At 43.7% G+C, this 16,331-nt stretch carries 16 protein-coding genes; 14 read left to right on the top strand and 2 right to left on the bottom strand.

The annotated features are described in order from the left end of the window. Positions 1-66 precede the first annotated feature (66 nt). Complete coding sequence (locus MHZ92_RS01400) at positions 67-957, bottom strand: hypothetical protein (RefSeq protein ID WP_239429702.1); 891 nt, start codon at positions 955-957, stop codon at positions 67-69. Between the two features lie 202 nt (positions 958-1,159). Here MHZ92_RS01400 and MHZ92_RS01405 point away from each other — a divergent pair, with 202 nt between their 5' ends. Then, complete coding sequence (locus MHZ92_RS01405) at positions 1,160-2,206, top strand: SepM family pheromone-processing serine protease (RefSeq protein WP_239429703.1); 1,047 nt, start codon at positions 1,160-1,162, stop codon at positions 2,204-2,206. Here the strand turns inward: MHZ92_RS01405 and MHZ92_RS01410 are convergent. Beyond that, positions 2,179-3,420 carry a nucleotidyltransferase gene (locus MHZ92_RS01410; RefSeq protein ID WP_239429704.1) on the bottom strand — a complete coding sequence of 414 codons (1,242 nt, stop codon included), beginning with the start codon at positions 3,418-3,420 and terminating at the stop codon, positions 2,179-2,181. The two genes, MHZ92_RS01405 and MHZ92_RS01410, sit on opposite strands and share 28 nt — an antisense overlap. A gap of 128 nt (positions 3,421-3,548) precedes the next feature. Here MHZ92_RS01410 and MHZ92_RS01415 point away from each other — a divergent pair, with 128 nt between their 5' ends. From MHZ92_RS01415 to MHZ92_RS01475, 13 genes are all read left to right on the top strand, one after another. Beyond that, on the top strand, positions 3,549-4,082 hold the full coding sequence (locus MHZ92_RS01415) for a YceD family protein (protein ID WP_239429705.1): 534 nt from the start codon (positions 3,549-3,551) through the stop codon (positions 4,080-4,082). Between the two features lie 23 nt (positions 4,083-4,105). Further along, entirely contained in the window at positions 4,106-4,279 is a 174-nt protein-coding gene (rpmF, locus tag MHZ92_RS01420) for a 50S ribosomal protein L32 (RefSeq protein ID WP_239429706.1), read from the top strand. 445 nt (positions 4,280-4,724) lie between these two features. Further along, complete coding sequence (locus tag MHZ92_RS01425; protein ID WP_239429707.1) at positions 4,725-5,486, top strand: enoyl-CoA hydratase/isomerase family protein; 762 nt, start codon at positions 4,725-4,727, stop codon at positions 5,484-5,486. Positions 5,487-5,593: 107 nt separating this feature from the next. Further along, on the top strand, positions 5,594-6,955 hold the full coding sequence (locus tag MHZ92_RS01430) for an acetyl-CoA carboxylase biotin carboxylase subunit (RefSeq protein WP_239429708.1): 1,362 nt from the start codon (positions 5,594-5,596) through the stop codon (positions 6,953-6,955). After that, complete coding sequence (locus MHZ92_RS01435) at positions 6,952-7,167, top strand: biotin/lipoyl-binding carrier protein (protein ID WP_239429709.1); 216 nt, start codon at positions 6,952-6,954, stop codon at positions 7,165-7,167. The genes MHZ92_RS01430 and MHZ92_RS01435 overlap by 4 nt, the downstream gene beginning before the upstream one ends. A 69-nt stretch (positions 7,168-7,236) precedes the next feature. After that, a complete protein-coding gene (locus tag MHZ92_RS01440; RefSeq protein ID WP_239430061.1) occupies positions 7,237-8,778 on the top strand; it encodes an acyl-CoA carboxylase subunit beta in 1,542 nt (513 codons plus the stop codon). A 68-nt stretch (positions 8,779-8,846) separates the two neighbouring features. Then, positions 8,847-9,737, top strand: coding sequence for a ketopantoate reductase family protein (locus MHZ92_RS01445; protein WP_239429710.1), 891 nt, complete (start codon positions 8,847-8,849; stop codon positions 9,735-9,737). Between the two features lie 7 nt (positions 9,738-9,744). Beyond that, positions 9,745-10,137, top strand: coding sequence for a DUF3397 family protein (locus MHZ92_RS01450; protein WP_239429711.1), 393 nt, complete (start codon positions 9,745-9,747; stop codon positions 10,135-10,137). Between the two features lie 95 nt (positions 10,138-10,232). Next, on the top strand, positions 10,233-11,840 hold the full coding sequence (gene bshC, locus MHZ92_RS01455; protein WP_239429712.1) for a bacillithiol biosynthesis cysteine-adding enzyme BshC: 1,608 nt from the start codon (positions 10,233-10,235) through the stop codon (positions 11,838-11,840). 209 nt (positions 11,841-12,049) lie between these two features. Then, a complete protein-coding gene (mraZ, locus tag MHZ92_RS01460; RefSeq protein WP_239429713.1) occupies positions 12,050-12,481 on the top strand; it encodes a division/cell wall cluster transcriptional repressor MraZ in 432 nt (143 codons plus the stop codon). 291 nt (positions 12,482-12,772) lie between these two features. Further along, complete coding sequence (rsmH, locus tag MHZ92_RS01465; RefSeq protein ID WP_239429714.1) at positions 12,773-13,705, top strand: 16S rRNA (cytosine(1402)-N(4))-methyltransferase RsmH; 933 nt, start codon at positions 12,773-12,775, stop codon at positions 13,703-13,705. Positions 13,706-13,720: 15 nt separating this feature from the next. Continuing rightward, on the top strand, positions 13,721-14,101 hold the full coding sequence (gene ftsL / locus MHZ92_RS01470; protein ID WP_239429715.1) for a cell division protein FtsL: 381 nt from the start codon (positions 13,721-13,723) through the stop codon (positions 14,099-14,101). Positions 14,102-14,136: 35 nt separating this feature from the next. Then, complete coding sequence (locus MHZ92_RS01475) at positions 14,137-16,329, top strand: penicillin-binding protein (RefSeq protein ID WP_239429716.1); 2,193 nt, start codon at positions 14,137-14,139, stop codon at positions 16,327-16,329. The last annotated feature ends 2 nt before the right edge of the window (positions 16,330-16,331 follow it).

Below are 16,331 nucleotides of genomic sequence, written 5' to 3' on the forward strand. Positions count from 1 at the left end.
ACGGATGCGAGCGTTTGTCAACAGGCTGAAATGGTTATGACAAACTGCTTGTCATAACCATTTTTTTTATAATAAAAAATATAAAATGATCGGCACCGTGATGACGCTCCATAGCCTGCTTAAAAAGTATGGGAATAATGGTATATTTACCGTTTTCGCAATAACGAATACTTGCATATGAATGCTTAAGCCATTCAATGAAATGATTGCCGCAATTAAAAAAGGGAATACTGGACTCGAGAAAAAGTGGTCAGTTGCCGATTGGACGCCAGACGTCATTTCAAATAATGCGAGCAAGACTGTTTTCGTAATTCCTAAATCAATCGTAAATGCTTTGGATATTGCGGTCGTCAGTACATTTCCGAGTGAGGAAAAGAAAATAACGGTAGTTGCGACGAGAATGATCACTGTAGAACTTTCTTTAATTGACTCCAAAAAGGGAGAACTTGATTGTTTTTTATTTATTTGCAGGGGAGTAGTTTCAATCCCTGATAGGTTCCTTTTTAAAGCGAACATCGAACATAGCAAGAAGAGGATATTGGCCATATGGATGGCCCCTAACAGCTTCCACCCAGACATGCTGTCGCCGAAAAGCTCTGTGCCGACAAATCCTAATATAAACATAGGACCCGGAGCATGACAGGCTGCAAGCAAAAAGCCGCTTTCTCGCTTGGACAACTCCCCGTTTTTGACCATTTCCGTGACTGTCACCGCTCCGACCGGAAATCCACCGAATGAACCGAGAACGTAAGCTTTCATATAACGTTTGAAGGCGCTCTTTGACTGTTGTTCGACTGGCACTTTCAAAAGCCATTGCGTCAAAATAATATAAGGGAGCAAATAAGGGAGTAAGGCGTGTACAAATAACTTCGCCCCGGCTTCAGCTCCGTCGTGAGCAATCCCTGGCTGTAAGATGAAAAGGGCGATCAGTCCCCAAATGACGGCAATGCTTATCATAATTTAGTCTGTTGCATAGATTCTAAGAGGTCGTTCATTCACGTGCCTCCTTTCTGGGAATGTTGTTGCAAATCATTGTTGATATTGCTTTATTATGGATATTTTCGGTGGTACACTATTTAACAGTTGTTCACTTTGGAATAATGCACCATTGTATTATATATGTTTCGTCTGTACAGGCTATTAATGGAGGTGTCTGGCTATGAATATGAAAAAAATTGGTCTGTATGCTGTTATTTTAATTGTTGCAGTGTTTTTATTCGTATATCCTCTTGATGCATACATATCAAAACCGGGTGGGGCTTATGATTTGGCTCCAATCGTGGAAGTTGAAAATGGCGATAGAGATGATGTCGGGACCTTCAATCTAATGACAATTGCCATAGGAAAAGCCACTCCGTATTCCTATGCCGTCTCAAAATTTTCCGACCGAATGAAACTGCTCCCAATCAACAAAGTAAGAAGGGAAGGAGAAAATGATAAGGAATATAATATCCGTCAAAAAAAGCTTATGTCGGATTCCCAGTTCAATGCGATTACCGTCGCATTCAGCAAAGTCGGCATTCCAGTCGACATTACGTATGACGGGGTCTTTATCGTTTCAGTCTTAAAAGGCGGCGCGTCCGATGGAAAGCTTGAAGTAGGAGATAAAATCCGTTCCGTCAATGGGGTTCCCTTGGAAGAGATCGGGCAGTTCGCGACAATGATCTCCGGGAAGACGGAAGGCGAAAAAGTGACGGTTACCGTTGAAAGGGATGCGAAGTTTCAAGAAGTAGACATCACGTTAACTGAAATTCCGAATTCCGGCGGGCGAGTGGGCTTGGGCGTTCAATTCCAAGAAGATCGGGAACTTAGAACTAACCCGAAAGTCGATATTCATACCGCTGAAATTGGAGGACCTTCCGCGGGGCTTATGTTCACATTAGAAATAATGAATCAATTGATGGAAGAAGATTTGACGAAAGGATATAACATTGCCGGAACCGGGGAAATGCTTGCTGATGGAACGGTCGGCCGGATAGGTGGAGCTGACTTCAAAATAATGGCGGCAGATCGAGAAGGAGTTGAAATCTTTTTCGCGCCTGACGATTACTTGTCTGAAGAAATGAGGAAAAAGAATCCGGGGATCATGACGAACTATGAAGAAGCAGTCCGGACGGCAAAAAAAATAGGCACGAAAATGAAAATCGTACCTGTAAGGACAATCGATGATGCGTTAGATTATTTAAGGGACTTGGAGGAAAAATGACCTTCCATGATCGGTGAAATTTGAAAATCCAAGCCGATCTTTGTATCGCTTGTTCCGTTACCGAGGGCAAGCGCATAAATATCAGATGCTGCAATATCCATTCGTAGCGAAGGATCTTGAAATGTTGCGACTTTACTGACGAGCGGCAAGGGTAAAACCTTTTTCTGGCCATTCAAATATTGCCGACCAACGTTCGTCATTCCGAGCAGACGCAAATAAGTCGGCTTCTCCATTTCTTCACGGGCTTCTTTCGTGAAACCAGTCAATAAATGTGTAAGCATTCGTTGAAGCCGTGTCCACGTATAACGCTTGGATTTTACTGCATCCATGAATGCTTGGAATGAGCTTTGTGATTGAGCCGCACGGAAAAACAAATTTTCAAGTCCTTCCGAAACATCAGCGATGGAGCGGAGACGAGCAGGACCATCACGTAAAATGATGTAGCGCAAGAATGGATAGAAGCTGTCCCAATTGCCGAATCTTTTTCTGTCCAATTGCCATTCTAAAAGTAAATTTGTTGTCGTTTGTGGAAGAAATTCGAAAACATCGTCAAGCGTTTCTGAGCTGAAAAATGATTTTCGGATACCTGTTGCACTAGCAATTTTGGGGTGTTCCAATGTTTCATCGTGGTAGCCTGCACCCATTCGTTTGATCGTCACGGCTTCCATTGAAGACCCAATCGAACGAGCAGCTTCCATATAATGAAACCCTAAAATATTATTTGGCAATGACAAGTCGGCTACAGGAACGTCTGTCTGTACGTCTTGAATCGTTTTGTATGCTTCATTCAATGCCATCGGATAACTCATTCCTTTTGAAACGGCATCCTTGACGGCGGTCTGGTATTTCTCGGTATGTCGATCGATGAGATGTAAGCTATTTTGAAATGGTGCTATATTCCCATCTTCGCTTCCGAAGCAGAAAGCGCTGCATCCCGCCGAATGGAGCAACTCGATTGCCCCATGTGCAAAATCAGGAGCATTTGCCGTCGCGAAGCGATAAGGCAGCTCGAAGACAATATCGACGCCAGAAGCGAGCGCCATCTTGGTCCTCGTCCATTTATCGACAAATGCGGGTTCTCCCCTTTGAAGGAAATTGCCACTCATGACTGCGATAATAACATCCGCATTCGTAGCCAATCTTGCCTGGTGTGCATGGTAGACATGACCATTATGTAACGGATTATATTCAACGACGATTCCTGTTGCTTTCATTGTGTCCACCCCTTCGGTATAATCTAATTGATATTATACGTTGCTGCGATTTAGGTGACAAGAAAATATCTTGACATCCCTTTTTATCCATTATATAATCAACAGTGTTGTCTTGAGGTGATATAGACATGAAATGGTCCATTCATCAACTACAGAAATACAGGCAAGGAGCATTGCCGCTTGACGAAGCGGTCAACCTTGACTCCGTCAAAAAACGGAATCCGGAAATCCGGGATATTAAGCCTGTCCACGTAACGGGAAGCTGTATTATCGGTTCGAAAAAACTGACATGCCATTTTCACCTTGAAGGCGTAATGACATTACCTTGTTCAAGAACTTGGGAAGACGTCGAATACCCATTTTCGGTGGAAACGGACGAGCAGTTCAGTTGGGATGAAGCCACGCTTGCTACGGATGATATGATTCACCCGGTTGTCGGGGAAATCATCGATCCGACCTCTATTTTTGAAGAGTTGGTTCTTCTAGAAGTGCCTTTGCAGGTTTTTAGCGAAAAAGCTGAAAAGATGAAAAGTGCCGAGGGGAAAGGCTGGTCTTATACAACCGACGAAGAATACGAAGAGCAGCTACGTAAAGAAAAGGAAAACAAGGTAGATCCACGATTAGCGGGATTGGCTGACTTTTTCAAAACAGACAAGGAATAGGCGATTATAAGGAGGTGCCTCAAATGGCAGTACCAAAAAGAAGAACTTCAAAAACAGCTAAAAGACTTCGTCGTACGCATTTCAAATTACAAGTTCCAGGTATGACAACTTGTGACAATTGCGGCGAAGTGAAACTTGCGCACCGCGTTTGCAAATCTTGCGGTCATTACAAAGGAAAAGACGTAGTAGGGGAATAATTCCTTTACTTAAAGACCACCGTGAGGCCATGGCTCCGGTGGTCTTTTTATATACAAAAGCGGAGGCGGCCTGCCTAGATGCGACAGGCATAAGGCGTCCATGCGAAACGGCGCTTTTTGCCGTACAGCATGGACGACTTATGACCCCGAGCATCTGGCCGCCGGAGCTAGATGAAACAAAAGCGGAGGGCGGCGTATTGCTGCGACAGGTAATGCAAAGATGTGCTCGTAACGCTTCGCTTTTACTCGCAAACGCCGTTCTTCGTAACGGCGTTCGCTGGAGGTTTTGAACATAAAGGCGCTTTTTGCCTTTATTTCAAAACCGAAGCGTCCCGAGCAGCTGCCACCCGGAGCTGGATTGTACAAAAGCGGAGGCGACCTCCAAAAATGACGAAATATCTCGGGATCGATATCTTTTATTCAACTACCAAAAGGAGGGATTTGCTTGTCTTATAAAATTGAAATCAATGATGGAATCGCTACATTCATGATCAACAGGCCTGAAATGAGAAATGCGATCAACTTCGCAGTAATGGATGGCCTTGAACAATTTTTGTCGAAAGTCGAGTCAGACGCCAACATATCATATGCAGTTGTAACAGGTTCAGGGGACCGTGCTTTTTGTTCCGGGGGCGACCTTTCTGAATTTCATGGATACCGCACAGCCGACGAAGCCTATCCCATGCTTAGCAAAATGGCTGGCTTACTGTATAGACTATCAACTTTGCCGGTGCCAGTCATTGGCCACGTAAATGGAGCAGCAGTTGGCGGAGGATGTGAAATTGCTAGTGCATGTGATTACAGGCTTATGTCTGCAAAAGCTAAAGCAGGATTCATCCAAGGCACGCTCGCTATTACGAGTGGTTGGGGTGGAGCTTCACAACTGTTTCTCAAGATGAAGAAACACGATGAAGTATTAAAACTATTATCGGAAGCAAAAGTACATACAGCGCATCAATTGCAAACAATTGGCTGGGCGACGGAGGTTTATGAAGGAACCCCACAAGATGGTTTTGTGAACTTCATTTCCGAACTGAAAAAAATTCATCCATCCGTACACCGGGCTTATAAAAAGCTAGCAATCATGAGCTGGAAGCAATCAGGCCTCAAGGAACGGATGCTCGAAGAAGCCGCACAATGCGCAAAACTATGGGAAAGCGAAGCCCACCACGAAGCTGTGGAAAAATTCTTGACAAAAAAGCGATAAGGTCAGATTATGATAGGAATTCAGACAAATAGTTGAAAACGGTTTCATTCATCGTATAAACTATAAATGGGGAGACGTTCAAATAATGCAGTTTAGGGGGGTTCTATATGAACAAGATCCTTATTGCGAATCGTGGGGAAATCGCATTGAGAATCATGAAGACTTGCAAACGGCTCGGGATTCAGACTGTCGCCGTATACTCGGAAGCCGATGCGCATATGCCGTTTGTAAAATACGCGGATGAAGCGTATGAAATCGGACCGGGTCCTGTTGTGCAGTCCTATTTGAAAGCGGATACCATTATTGAGCTAGCTTTAAAAGTGGGTGCCGACGCAATTCACCCCGGTTATGGTCTATTATCTGAGAACGCAGCGTTTGCCCGCAAAGTGCGGGATGCCGGTATCACTTTTATCGGTCCCGACGCGGAAACAATCGAATTGATGGGCGATAAGATCGCTTCTAGAATGAAAATGAAAGAGGCTGGAGTACCAGTTGTTCCTGGTACTGACGAAGGGATCTCCTCAATAGAAGAAGCGATAGAGGCAGCCGGAACGATCGGATATCCAGTCATGCTGAAAGCAAGTGCTGGGGGCGGCGGCATTGGAATGGTACGGTGTGAGGGTGAGCAAGCGCTCAGTCAACACTTTCAGTCTGTCAAAAGCCGTGCAAAAGCATATTTTGGAGATGACGTTGTATTTCTTGAGAAATTCATTGAAAATGCCCGTCATATTGAAGTACAAATTTTCGGAGACAAGAAGGGGAATATCGTCCATCTGTTTGAGCGGAACTGTTCCGTACAAAGGCGTAATCAGAAAGTGATTGAAGAATCACCATCTCCTTCCTTGAAGAAAGAAGTAGCCGAGCGTTTATACGGGGCGGCGGTTGCTGCGGGGAAGGCCGTCAATTACCGAAATGCGGGGACTGTAGAATTCATCTTATCCGACAACGATGACTTTTATTTCCTTGAAATGAATACCCGTCTTCAAGTGGAACATCCCGTAACCGAGGAAGTGACCGGCTTTGATCTCGTAGAATGGCAGATTGAAGTTGCACGAGGCAATGAACTACCATTCAAAGATCAACAACTTATTAAAAGCATGGGGCATGCAATCGAATTCAGAATTTATGCAGAAGATCCTGTCACTTTCATGCCTTCGCCAGGTTTAATCCGTAAAATGGAGTGGGAAGATTTGCATGATGCTCGCATTGACTCGGGTTATAAAGAAGGCGGGAATGTCACGCCATTCTATGATCCGATGATAGCGAAAGTGATCATTCACACAAATGATCGTCAAGAAGCAATAAGCAAAGCGGTACAGTTTTTTAAGTCCTTTACAATAGAAGGAGTTAAATCGAATATTCCACTCTTTGAAAAGTTCATAGAATCGCAGGTATTTACTGATGGAAATTATAATACGAATGTATTGGCTGAATGGCTGAAAGTAGAAAAGGAGGAAATGAAAAAATGACACAAGTTAAAGCTGCCATGGCAGGAACGGTTTTTACAGTAAATGTAGCTGTAGGTGATGAAGTGCGAGTGGGTCAAACGATTATCGTCTTGGAATCTATGAAAATGGAAATTCCAGTTGAGACGGAAGTATCCGGTAATGTGGCATCCATCAATGTGCAAGTCGGCGATTTTGTGAATGAAGAAGATGTACTCGCGGTAATCGAGGGATAAGGGGGACTGCTTTAGTATCCGGCAGTTTGATGGGCGAATGGATTCGGAAGGGGTAGAACGATGACAAATATGACAGAACAGACGACTTACAATGAAAAACTGCAAGAAAGAATTGACAAGGTGTTCGCCGGAGGCCATCCGAAGTATCACGAAAAATTGAAGGAACAAAATAAACTGTTTGTACGCGATCGCCTGAAGCTTCTATTTGACGATGGAAAATATATGGAGGATGGGCGCTTTGCGAATTGTGAAGCTGATGATTTGCCTGCGGACGGTGTCGTAACCGCTATCGGGGAAGTGAATGGGCAAACCGTTTGTGTAATGGCAAATGATTCAACAGTGAAGGCCGGTTCATGGGGATCAAGAACAGTAGAGAAGATTATTCGCATCCAGGAAATTGCCGAGAAGAACAGAGTGCCGATGTTATACCTCGTCGATTCTGCCGGTGCGCGCATTACTGATCAACTTGATATGTTTCCGAACCGTCGGGGGGCTGGAAGAATTTTTCATAATCAAGTAAGGTTGTCCGGCTTTATTCCACAAATATGTATTCTATTCGGACCTTCTGCTGCGGGAGGGGCTTACATCCCTGCATTTTGCGATATTGTCATTATGGTAGAGGGTAATGCTTCCATGTATTTAGGATCCCCGCGGATGGCGGAAAAAGTAATCGGTGAAAAAGTGACATTGGAAGAGATGGGCGGCGCTAGAATGCACTGTACGGTGAGCGGGTGCGGGGATGTACTCGTCGACAGTGAGGAGAAAGCGATTAGTGAAGCTCGTCGCTATCTCACCTATTTCCCGGCAAATTTCACTGAAAAGCCTTCTATGAAGGAAGCAGTAGCAGCTAAGGCAGGAAGGACTTTGGAAGAAATCATTCCGGAAAATCAGAATGCGCCCTTTGATATGTGTGAAGCGATTGATGCGCTCATCGATGAAGGTAGTTTCTTTGATATAAAGAAATTATTCGCGCCTGAACTCATTACCGGACTCGCTCGCATCGAAGGGCAGCCTGTAGGAATCATCGCCAACCAGCCGAAAGTGAAAGGTGGCGTTCTGTTCGTCGATTCTGCTGATAAGGCTGCAAAATTCATTAACTTATGCGATGCATTTTCGATTCCACTGCTATTTTTGGCAGATGTTCCAGGCTTCATGATTGGAACAAAAGTTGAACGTGACGGTATTATCCGACATGGTGCAAAATTGATCATGGCAATGAGTTCCGCCACGGTTCCTAAAATTTCTGTTGTCGTCCGGAAAGCTTATGGAGCAGGCCTATATGCGATGGCAGGCCCGGCGTTCGAGCCGGATGTATGCATCGCATTGCCAACAGCGCAAATTGCAGTGATGGGACCAGAGGCTGCGGTCAACGCTGTCTATTCGAATAAAATCGAAGCGATTGAGGATCCGAAAGAGAAAATCGCTTTTGTACAGGCGAAACATAAGGAATATAAAGAGGAAATCGATATTTACAAAATGGCTTCAGAGCTGATTATCGATGAAATCATTGCGCCTTCGAGCTTACGGGAAGTACTAGCGGCTCGTTTCCGATTCTATTCGACAAAAGAAGTTCCGTTACCACCTAAAAAACATCCCGTATATCCTGTATAATTGAATAATAGGAAGAAGATAGGGCGCCTTTTCGGAAGGCGCCCTTTTAAAAAAAGGGAGGGGATTCCATGGAGGTTGTCGTTGCCGGAGCAGGTTCTATCGGCTTGCTCATTGGCTCCTATTTGGCAGAAGCAGGGATGCGGGTCGTGTTTCTCGTAAGAAGGGAAGAGCAAGCGTCTATAATCCGGAAAGACGGAATCCGACGCGTCAATGGCGACGGTTCGGAAACGGTTGTCGAAGCAGGCGCACAAACGAATATCGACAAACTGCCGGAGAATGCACCTTGGATCGTCGCGACAAAGTATGGAGGCGTAGCGCCAATTGTGGAAGACATTGTTGGTAGAAATTTGAAAAATCCGGTCATGTTCATTCAAAATGGTTATGGGCATTTCGAATTTGTAAGCAAAACGGCAATTCCGAATGTCTTCTTTGCAACAGTCGAGCACGGTGCGGGCAGATTGGACGATCGGTCTATTTCCCATAATGGTATCGGTACGATTAAAATCGCTCCTTACCGAGGGGATACGACAAGTTTTGATTTCATGAAGAATGTCGATTCATCTTCGTTTCCAGTAACGTATGCAAATGACGCCCACAAAACTGTCTTACGGAAAGTGTTGATCAATTGCATGATTAATCCGTTGACAGCGATTCTGCAAGTGAGAAATGGAGAATTAGTCGAAAATAGATACGCCAAATCACTTTTTGATCAGTTGTTTAATGAGATCATGGAAGCTTTTCCCGAAATGCAAAATGATCTGTCGAAAACTGCAGTTGAAGAGATTTGTATGAGAACCGCTAAAAACAGATCTTCCATGTTAACGGATCGGTTAAACGGGAATCCAATGGAAATTGATACGGTCGTGTCGTCAGTCATTCGAATGGGAGAAAGACGGGGTTCACAATTAGCGTTCTTACAAACACTCGAAAAAATGTTGCTTGCGATAGATAGGGGTTGATGAGTAAATGGTGAATGGACTCCTGTCAATACTTTTAGGAATCATTGTATTATTTCCATTTATCATTACGATTGCGTTCCTCGTAGGGATGAGAAAACTGGGGAAAGCGCCGGCTGCAGTCGTTGGGAAAGCTGCGGATTTTACAACTCCATTTTTATTTTTTTCCGTTTACATCACTTCAATGACGATTTTTGGCAAAGGAACCGGATTTTATATTACTGCAATCGCCTTATTACTAGCAATCTTCATTGCGGTTATCGAAAGGATAAAACAGAAGGAATTTAAAATCACGCGTGTCGTCCAAAAAACATGGAGATTGTATTTTCTATTACTGTCTCTATCCTACATCGTTCTACTTATTATAGGCGTTAGTTTTAAAATAACTGAATATGTAAAATGACGACGAAAGAAATCAATTTAGTAAGCGTATATTTTTCATTCTGTCGAAGTGGAATGCTATACTCTTTTCATAATTAGTAAAAAGGGGCATCAATGATGGAAATCGAATCAAAGGCATTGCACAATAGAAATAAAGTGCTAGAAGCCTATAATAATGATGAACAATTTATACATACTTTTTTTGATTATCGAAATGAACAACGCGCGTACCCGGAAAGATTGGCGGAATTATCGGGACGTCCGTTTCAAAGGAAAGAACTTGCTTCTGTCATCCGATCCTTCATGGAACCATTTGGCATTTCTCAAAAAGCATCAGAGCATCTTGAAGAACTTTCGGAAGATGGGGTTGTTGTCATTGGCGGACAACAAGCCGGCATTATGACTGGACCTCTATATTCGGTCCATAAGGCGATTACGGTCATTCTACTAGCGGAAGAAAAACGAAAAGAGCTCGGCGTTCCTGTGATTCCAGTATTTTGGGTTGCGGGTGAAGATCATGATCTGAATGAAATTAATCATGTTTATACGGAATCTTCAGCTGGAACGACGAAACATAAATATCCGGAGAAATTTGTCCTGAAATTGATGGCTTCTGATGCAACGTATTCCCATAAGGAAATGACAGCATTTGTAGAAGACGTTTTCCGCCAGTTCGGTGAAACGGAACATACGAAATTGTTATTGGAAGATGTGGTTGCTGCTGTTGAAGCGGAAGCGACATTCACCGGATTTTTCGTTCGACTTATGAATGGACTTTTTCAAGAGCAAGGTCTTCTTTTCATCGATTCGGCGTACAAGCCATTGCGTGAAATCGAAAAGAGCCATTTCGTTGAATTCATTACGGAATCAGAAAAGCTCGCAACATTAGTTTTCGAGAAAGAAACGCATTATTCGAGTTTAGGATTCGGACGTCCGATTGAAGTGGAACAGGAAGCAGCCCATTTGTTTTACATACATGAAACGGGAAGAGTCCTTCTATCAAGAAAGGACGGAGTTTTTGTAAATGAAAGTACAGGGATCCGGTTTACTTCTGAAGAAATGTTGGAAATTGCGAATGAAAGGCCTTGGTTGTTAAGCAACAATGTTGCAACACGTCCGATTATGCAAGATTTAGTGTTCCCGGTGCTCGCATTCGTTGGGGGACCTGGTGAAATTGCATACTGGGCTTTATTGAAAGAAGCTTTCCACCTTTTCGGAATCCGTATGCCGATTCTCGTTCCACGGGTATCGATGACGTTTATTTCCAAGCGGGCGAAACAAGCAATGGAGCAAACTTCATTAACACTTGACGATGTACTTTCGGGGAAAGTCGAAGAAGTTAGGGAAGAATTTATCGCTATGTTGCAAAATAAACGATTTGAAAATGTACTCGCGGAAACGGAAATGCAATTAAAACGGCAATATGAAGAGCTTGCCGAAGGGGCAAGTACTGCAATGCGCCAGTTACTCGAGAAAAACTTGAAGTTCCATGAAAAACAATTGGATTATTTAAGGAAGAAGGCAGAAGAGGAGTTGTTGATTCGGCATGAGACAGCTCTGCGGAAATATAGCATCCTTCAAAATGAGATACTGCCGGAAGGATCGTTGCAGGAGCGGATTTTCACTCCTTATCATTTCATGAATGAGTATGGACCAAGCTTAGTGCAAGATCTATTACGTCAGGCGATTAAAATGGATGGGACTCATCAAATTGTATATTTGTAAATAGGAAAACTACGTCGATGCAGAGATTGGATGACTGCATCGACTTTTTTTGTGCAAATTTACGCTTAAACGTTTGGAATCTATGTTTCTTTTCTAGATATATCTCAATGAAACAAGTACTATATACACATTTTCCTAAGAAAATAGAATTTAAGTGGAGGAATGTGGGGGGATGTGGTACATTAAAAACATATAGTGGGGTGAAGAGTATGTTCATGGGCGAATATCAGCACACTGTAGATACAAAAGGCCGTTTGATAGTCCCTTCAAAGTTCAGGGAATATCTAATGGATGGTTTTGTGCTGACTCGTGGATTGGATAATTGCCTCTTCGGTTACCCTATGGAGGAATGGAAACGACTTGAGGAAAAATTGAAGGCGCTGCCGGTTACGAAAAAAGATGCCCGTGCATTTGCCCGATTCTTCTTTTCAGGTGCGACTGAAGTTGAAATTGACAAGCAAGGTCGTGTCAATATTCCATCCTCATTACTGGATTACGCAAAAGTTGAAAAAGATTGTATCGTCATCGGCGTTTCGAGCCGTATAGAAATTTGGTCGAAAGAGTTGTGGGAACCTTATTATGACGAGTCAGAGCAATCCTTCAACGAAATCGCGGAAAACATTATCGACTTTGATTTTTAAATGCAAAAGCGGAAGCGCCTTGGTCAGGGGCGACAGGCAAAGCCGTCACGCAGAACGGCTTTTGCGAGCATTTTTTTCTGCGACCTTAAGGGAGCAAAAGCGAAGCGTTGGGAGCAATGGTCTTTGCCACACAGCAGCTTTGCCACACAGCCGAGCCGGCTTATGACCCCGAGCCAATCGAACTGCGAAGGGTTCGATTTGCCGTATTTCTGCGTTTTTTGCAGAAATTAAGGCAGCTGTCCAACGCTGAAGCTGGGTAATATTCACAAAAAAAGAAAGTAGGCGGTTTCAATGTTCGATCACACAACTGTATTACTTCACGAAGCCGTCGATGGGCTCAACATTAAACCTGAAGGCGTTTATGTCGATTGTACGCTTGGTGGGGCAGGACATAGTTTGGAAATTGTAAAAAGACTTACTGCGGGCGGCAGATTGATTTGCTTCGATCAGGATACGACTGCGATTGAAGCAGCCAAAGTGAAATTGAACGATTATTTAGAGCAAGTTACATTCATCCATTCGAACTTTAGGAACTTAAAAAACGAACTCGCGAAAATTGACGTGCATACAGTGGATGGCATCCTTTATGACCTTGGCGTATCCTCGCCGCAACTTGATACACCGGAACGTGGATTTAGTTATAACCATGACGCCTTACTCGATATGCGAATGAACACGGAAGAAGCGTTAACTGCATACGAAGTAGTCAATGACTGGTCATATGAAGACTTAGTACGTATCTTTTTCAGATATGGCGAAGAGAAATTTTCCAAAAGCATCGCCCGGAAAATTGAAGAAGCGCGAAAACATGCTCCAATTAAAACGACAGGCGAACTTGTCGAATTGATCAAAGAAGGTATCCCTGCAGCAGCACGCAGAACAGGTGGACATCCAGCTAAGCGAGTGTTTCAGGCGATACGAATAGCCGTAAATGATGAACTTGGAGCAGCGGAAGATTCATTGGTCGATGCTTTGACAATCATGAATGCGGGTGGCCGCATTTGTGTCATAACGTTCCATTCCTTGGAGGATAGGCTATGTAAGACGATCTTCAAAGAAGCGTCTTCTATGCCAGAGCTGCCGCCGAATTTGCCGGTCGTTCCTGAAGGTATGGAACCGGAGTTCAAATTGATAACTCGAAAACCGATACTTCCAAGCACGGAAGAAATCGAAGTGAATAAACGATCCAGATCAGCAAAACTGAGGATTGTAGAGAAAAAATAAAGGGGGACTTGTTAGATGGCATTGGAACAGAGAAGCTTTCATATGAATACGCTACATGAAGTGCATGCACCACAGACACCGAAAACAAATGAAACAAATCGGCCGGCGCCGCGTCCGAAAAAACTTTTCTCCGCAGGGGAAAAGTTCCTGTTCGTGCTGTTCGGAGCAGTTCTCGTCGTTTTTTGTACAATGATTTTGCATACACAAGCCCAAATCAATGATACGAACAAGGAAGTGCAAAAAATCAACAATGAAATAGTAGAGATTTCAAAACAGAATACAGAATTGTCCATACAAGTGAGCGAAAAATCTACATATGAAGTAATTTGGAATAAAGCGAAGGAGCTCGGCTTGAATCTTAACGAGAAAAACGTAAAGGTCGTGCCTGGACGATGAAAAAGAAGTTTCGATTTCAATGGGGAGCCTTTCTGATGTTCGTAGTTTTCGGAGGGCTCTTTTTTCTGTTGTTTGGGCGGTTGCTGAGCATTCAAATAACAGGGCAGGCGGAAGGACGACAAATGGCTGCCATGGCAGAGGCGAAATATGCAAGGGAAGCCGTTCTCCAAGCGGAGAGAGGTAAAATTGTCGACCGTAACGGAGAAGTGATTGCTTCTGATACGTTGAGTTATCGATTAATCGCGGTGTTAAATGAAAAAGCGACTGAAAAAGGTGCGAAAAAGCCGAGGCATGTCACCGATTTTGATAAAGCTGCAGATGTACTGAGCAGGTTTATCCCGATGGAGAAAGAGCAAATTATTCAAATTAGGGATTCAGCTATAAGAAACAACCCGAATGTGTACCAAATTGAGTTTGGAAAAGCCGGACGTGATATAAGCCATGAGACGATGCTAGCGATTAAAGAAGCTGCGGAAAAAGAAGGCGTCACAGGCTTACAATTCATTGAAGATAAGAAACGGTTTTATCCAAATGGGAAATTCGCCTCCTACTTGATCGGATTTGCGATGCGCGAAGAGGACGAAAATAAAAAAGTTTCGACCGTCGGCAAAATGGGTCTTGAAAAAACATATAATGAGGCACTAACCGGCAAGAATGGAAAAGTAGATTATCAGACTGATATTTGGGGATATTTATTACCGAAATCTGAGAAGCAAGTCGTTGCAGCGCAAGATGGCATGACGATTCAATTGACAATTGATAAAACAATCCAGAATTTTGTCGAAGATGCGTTGAATCAAGTCGAGGAGAAATATTCACCGAAAAAAGCGCTTGTCATTGTAACGAATCCGAAAACTGGTGAAATTTACGCAATGAGTCAGCGCCCTGCTTTTCATCCTTCCACACGTGAAGGCCTGACGGAAAACTGGTTGAATGACGCGATCCAGAACACAATTGAGCCCGGTTCAACAATGAAGATGTTTACATTGGCGGCGGCAATCGAGGAGAATCAATGGGATCCAACAGCGGAGTTCCAGTCAGGACGATATACAATTTACGATAGAACTATCCATGACGTCAATCGGACTGGTTGGGGAAAAATCTCCTTCTTAGAAGGTTTCCAACGATCATCGAACGTATCGATGGCGTATTTGTTAGAAAGGATGGGCGACCGGACGTTCATCGAATATTTACGTGGATTCGGCTTTGGTGAGAAGGTCGGAATCGACTTGCCTGGTGAAGTTCCGGGTGTTATTTTGGACATCAATCCGAGTGAGAGGCTAACGACCTCATACGGACAAGGATCGACTGTCACACCGATCCAAATGATCCAGGCTGCCACTGCGATTGCCAATGATGGCAAATTGATGAAACCGTATGTTATTGACAAGATTATTAATCCGAATAACGGGGAAATCGTTGAGGATCATAAACCGGAAGAACGGAAATCCCCTATATCAGCGGAAACGGCGAAGGAAGCCCGAAAGGTATTGGCTTCGACAGTCACTTCCGATAAAGGGACAGCCCGTAAATTCGCATTGTCAGGATATTCTGTCGGCGGGAAGACAGGAACCGCCGAAATTCCGAATCCAGACGGAAAAGGTTATTTGTACGGGGACGGAAATTATCTTTATTCCTTCCTTGGAATGGCTCCGATCGACGACCCGCAATTACTGACGTATGTGATCGTACAACAGCCAAACCTTGAAATCGGGCAATACGGATCCGACCCGGTTGCTGAGTTGTTTACTTCCATTATGGAAAGTAGCTTGAAATATATGAATATAGTTCCAGAGGATAGTGAAACATCGTCGACGAAGTCTTTATCGAACCATATTGGAGAAAACGCTGAAACGTCGATTGCTGCACTTGAACAACAAGGTTTTTCCCCGATACTGATCGGGGAAGGGGGTAAGGTGAAAAACCAATATCCTGAAGAAGGCACAAAATTGAGTGAAGGCTCTCTCGTTCTCCTTGAAACTGACGGAGACACGACTCTTCCAAATTTCTCCGGGTGGTCGAAAAAAATGGCGTTATCATTTAAAATGTTATCTGGGCTAGATATTCGGTTGAATGGTGATGGATATGTAACCGAGCAAAGTTTGTCCACGGGAGCTGTCATTAGTAAAGACGATCCTGTTGTGCTTCAGCTAAAGTCGCCGGAAGATCAGCATACACAGGTTGAGCAAAATGATGAGGAAGAAGTGGAAGAGATAATTGGTGGATGATG

This window comes from Sporosarcina sp. ACRSL, assembly GCF_022346605.1.
Taxonomy (GTDB): Bacteria; Bacillota; Bacilli; order Bacillales_A; family Planococcaceae; genus Sporosarcina.

Bases quoted from the DNA above. Each gene is read 5' to 3' on its own strand.
- MHZ92_RS01400 (WP_239429702.1), bottom strand. From the start codon at position 957: ATGATAAGCATTGCCGTCATTTGGGGACTGATCGCCCTTTTCATCTTA.
- MHZ92_RS01405 (WP_239429703.1), top strand. From the start codon at position 1,160: ATGAATATGAAAAAAATTGGTCTGTATGCTGTTATTTTAATTGTTGCA.
- MHZ92_RS01410 (WP_239429704.1), bottom strand. From the start codon at position 3,420: ATGAAAGCAACAGGAATCGTCGTTGAATATAATCCGTTACATAATGGT.
- MHZ92_RS01415 (WP_239429705.1), top strand. From the start codon at position 3,549: ATGAAATGGTCCATTCATCAACTACAGAAATACAGGCAAGGAGCATTG.
- rpmF (WP_239429706.1), top strand. From the start codon at position 4,106: ATGGCAGTACCAAAAAGAAGAACTTCAAAAACAGCTAAAAGACTTCGT.
- MHZ92_RS01430 (WP_239429708.1), top strand. From the start codon at position 5,594: ATGAACAAGATCCTTATTGCGAATCGTGGGGAAATCGCATTGAGAATC.
- MHZ92_RS01435 (WP_239429709.1), top strand. From the start codon at position 6,952: ATGACACAAGTTAAAGCTGCCATGGCAGGAACGGTTTTTACAGTAAAT.
- MHZ92_RS01440 (WP_239430061.1), top strand. From the start codon at position 7,237: ATGACAGAACAGACGACTTACAATGAAAAACTGCAAGAAAGAATTGAC.
- MHZ92_RS01445 (WP_239429710.1), top strand. From the start codon at position 8,847: ATGGAGGTTGTCGTTGCCGGAGCAGGTTCTATCGGCTTGCTCATTGGC.
- MHZ92_RS01450 (WP_239429711.1), top strand. From the start codon at position 9,745: ATGGTGAATGGACTCCTGTCAATACTTTTAGGAATCATTGTATTATTT.
- bshC (WP_239429712.1), top strand. From the start codon at position 10,233: ATGGAAATCGAATCAAAGGCATTGCACAATAGAAATAAAGTGCTAGAA.
- mraZ (WP_239429713.1), top strand. From the start codon at position 12,050: ATGTTCATGGGCGAATATCAGCACACTGTAGATACAAAAGGCCGTTTG.
- rsmH (WP_239429714.1), top strand. From the start codon at position 12,773: ATGTTCGATCACACAACTGTATTACTTCACGAAGCCGTCGATGGGCTC.
- ftsL (WP_239429715.1), top strand. From the start codon at position 13,721: ATGGCATTGGAACAGAGAAGCTTTCATATGAATACGCTACATGAAGTG.
- MHZ92_RS01475 (WP_239429716.1), top strand. From the start codon at position 14,137: ATGTTCGTAGTTTTCGGAGGGCTCTTTTTTCTGTTGTTTGGGCGGTTG.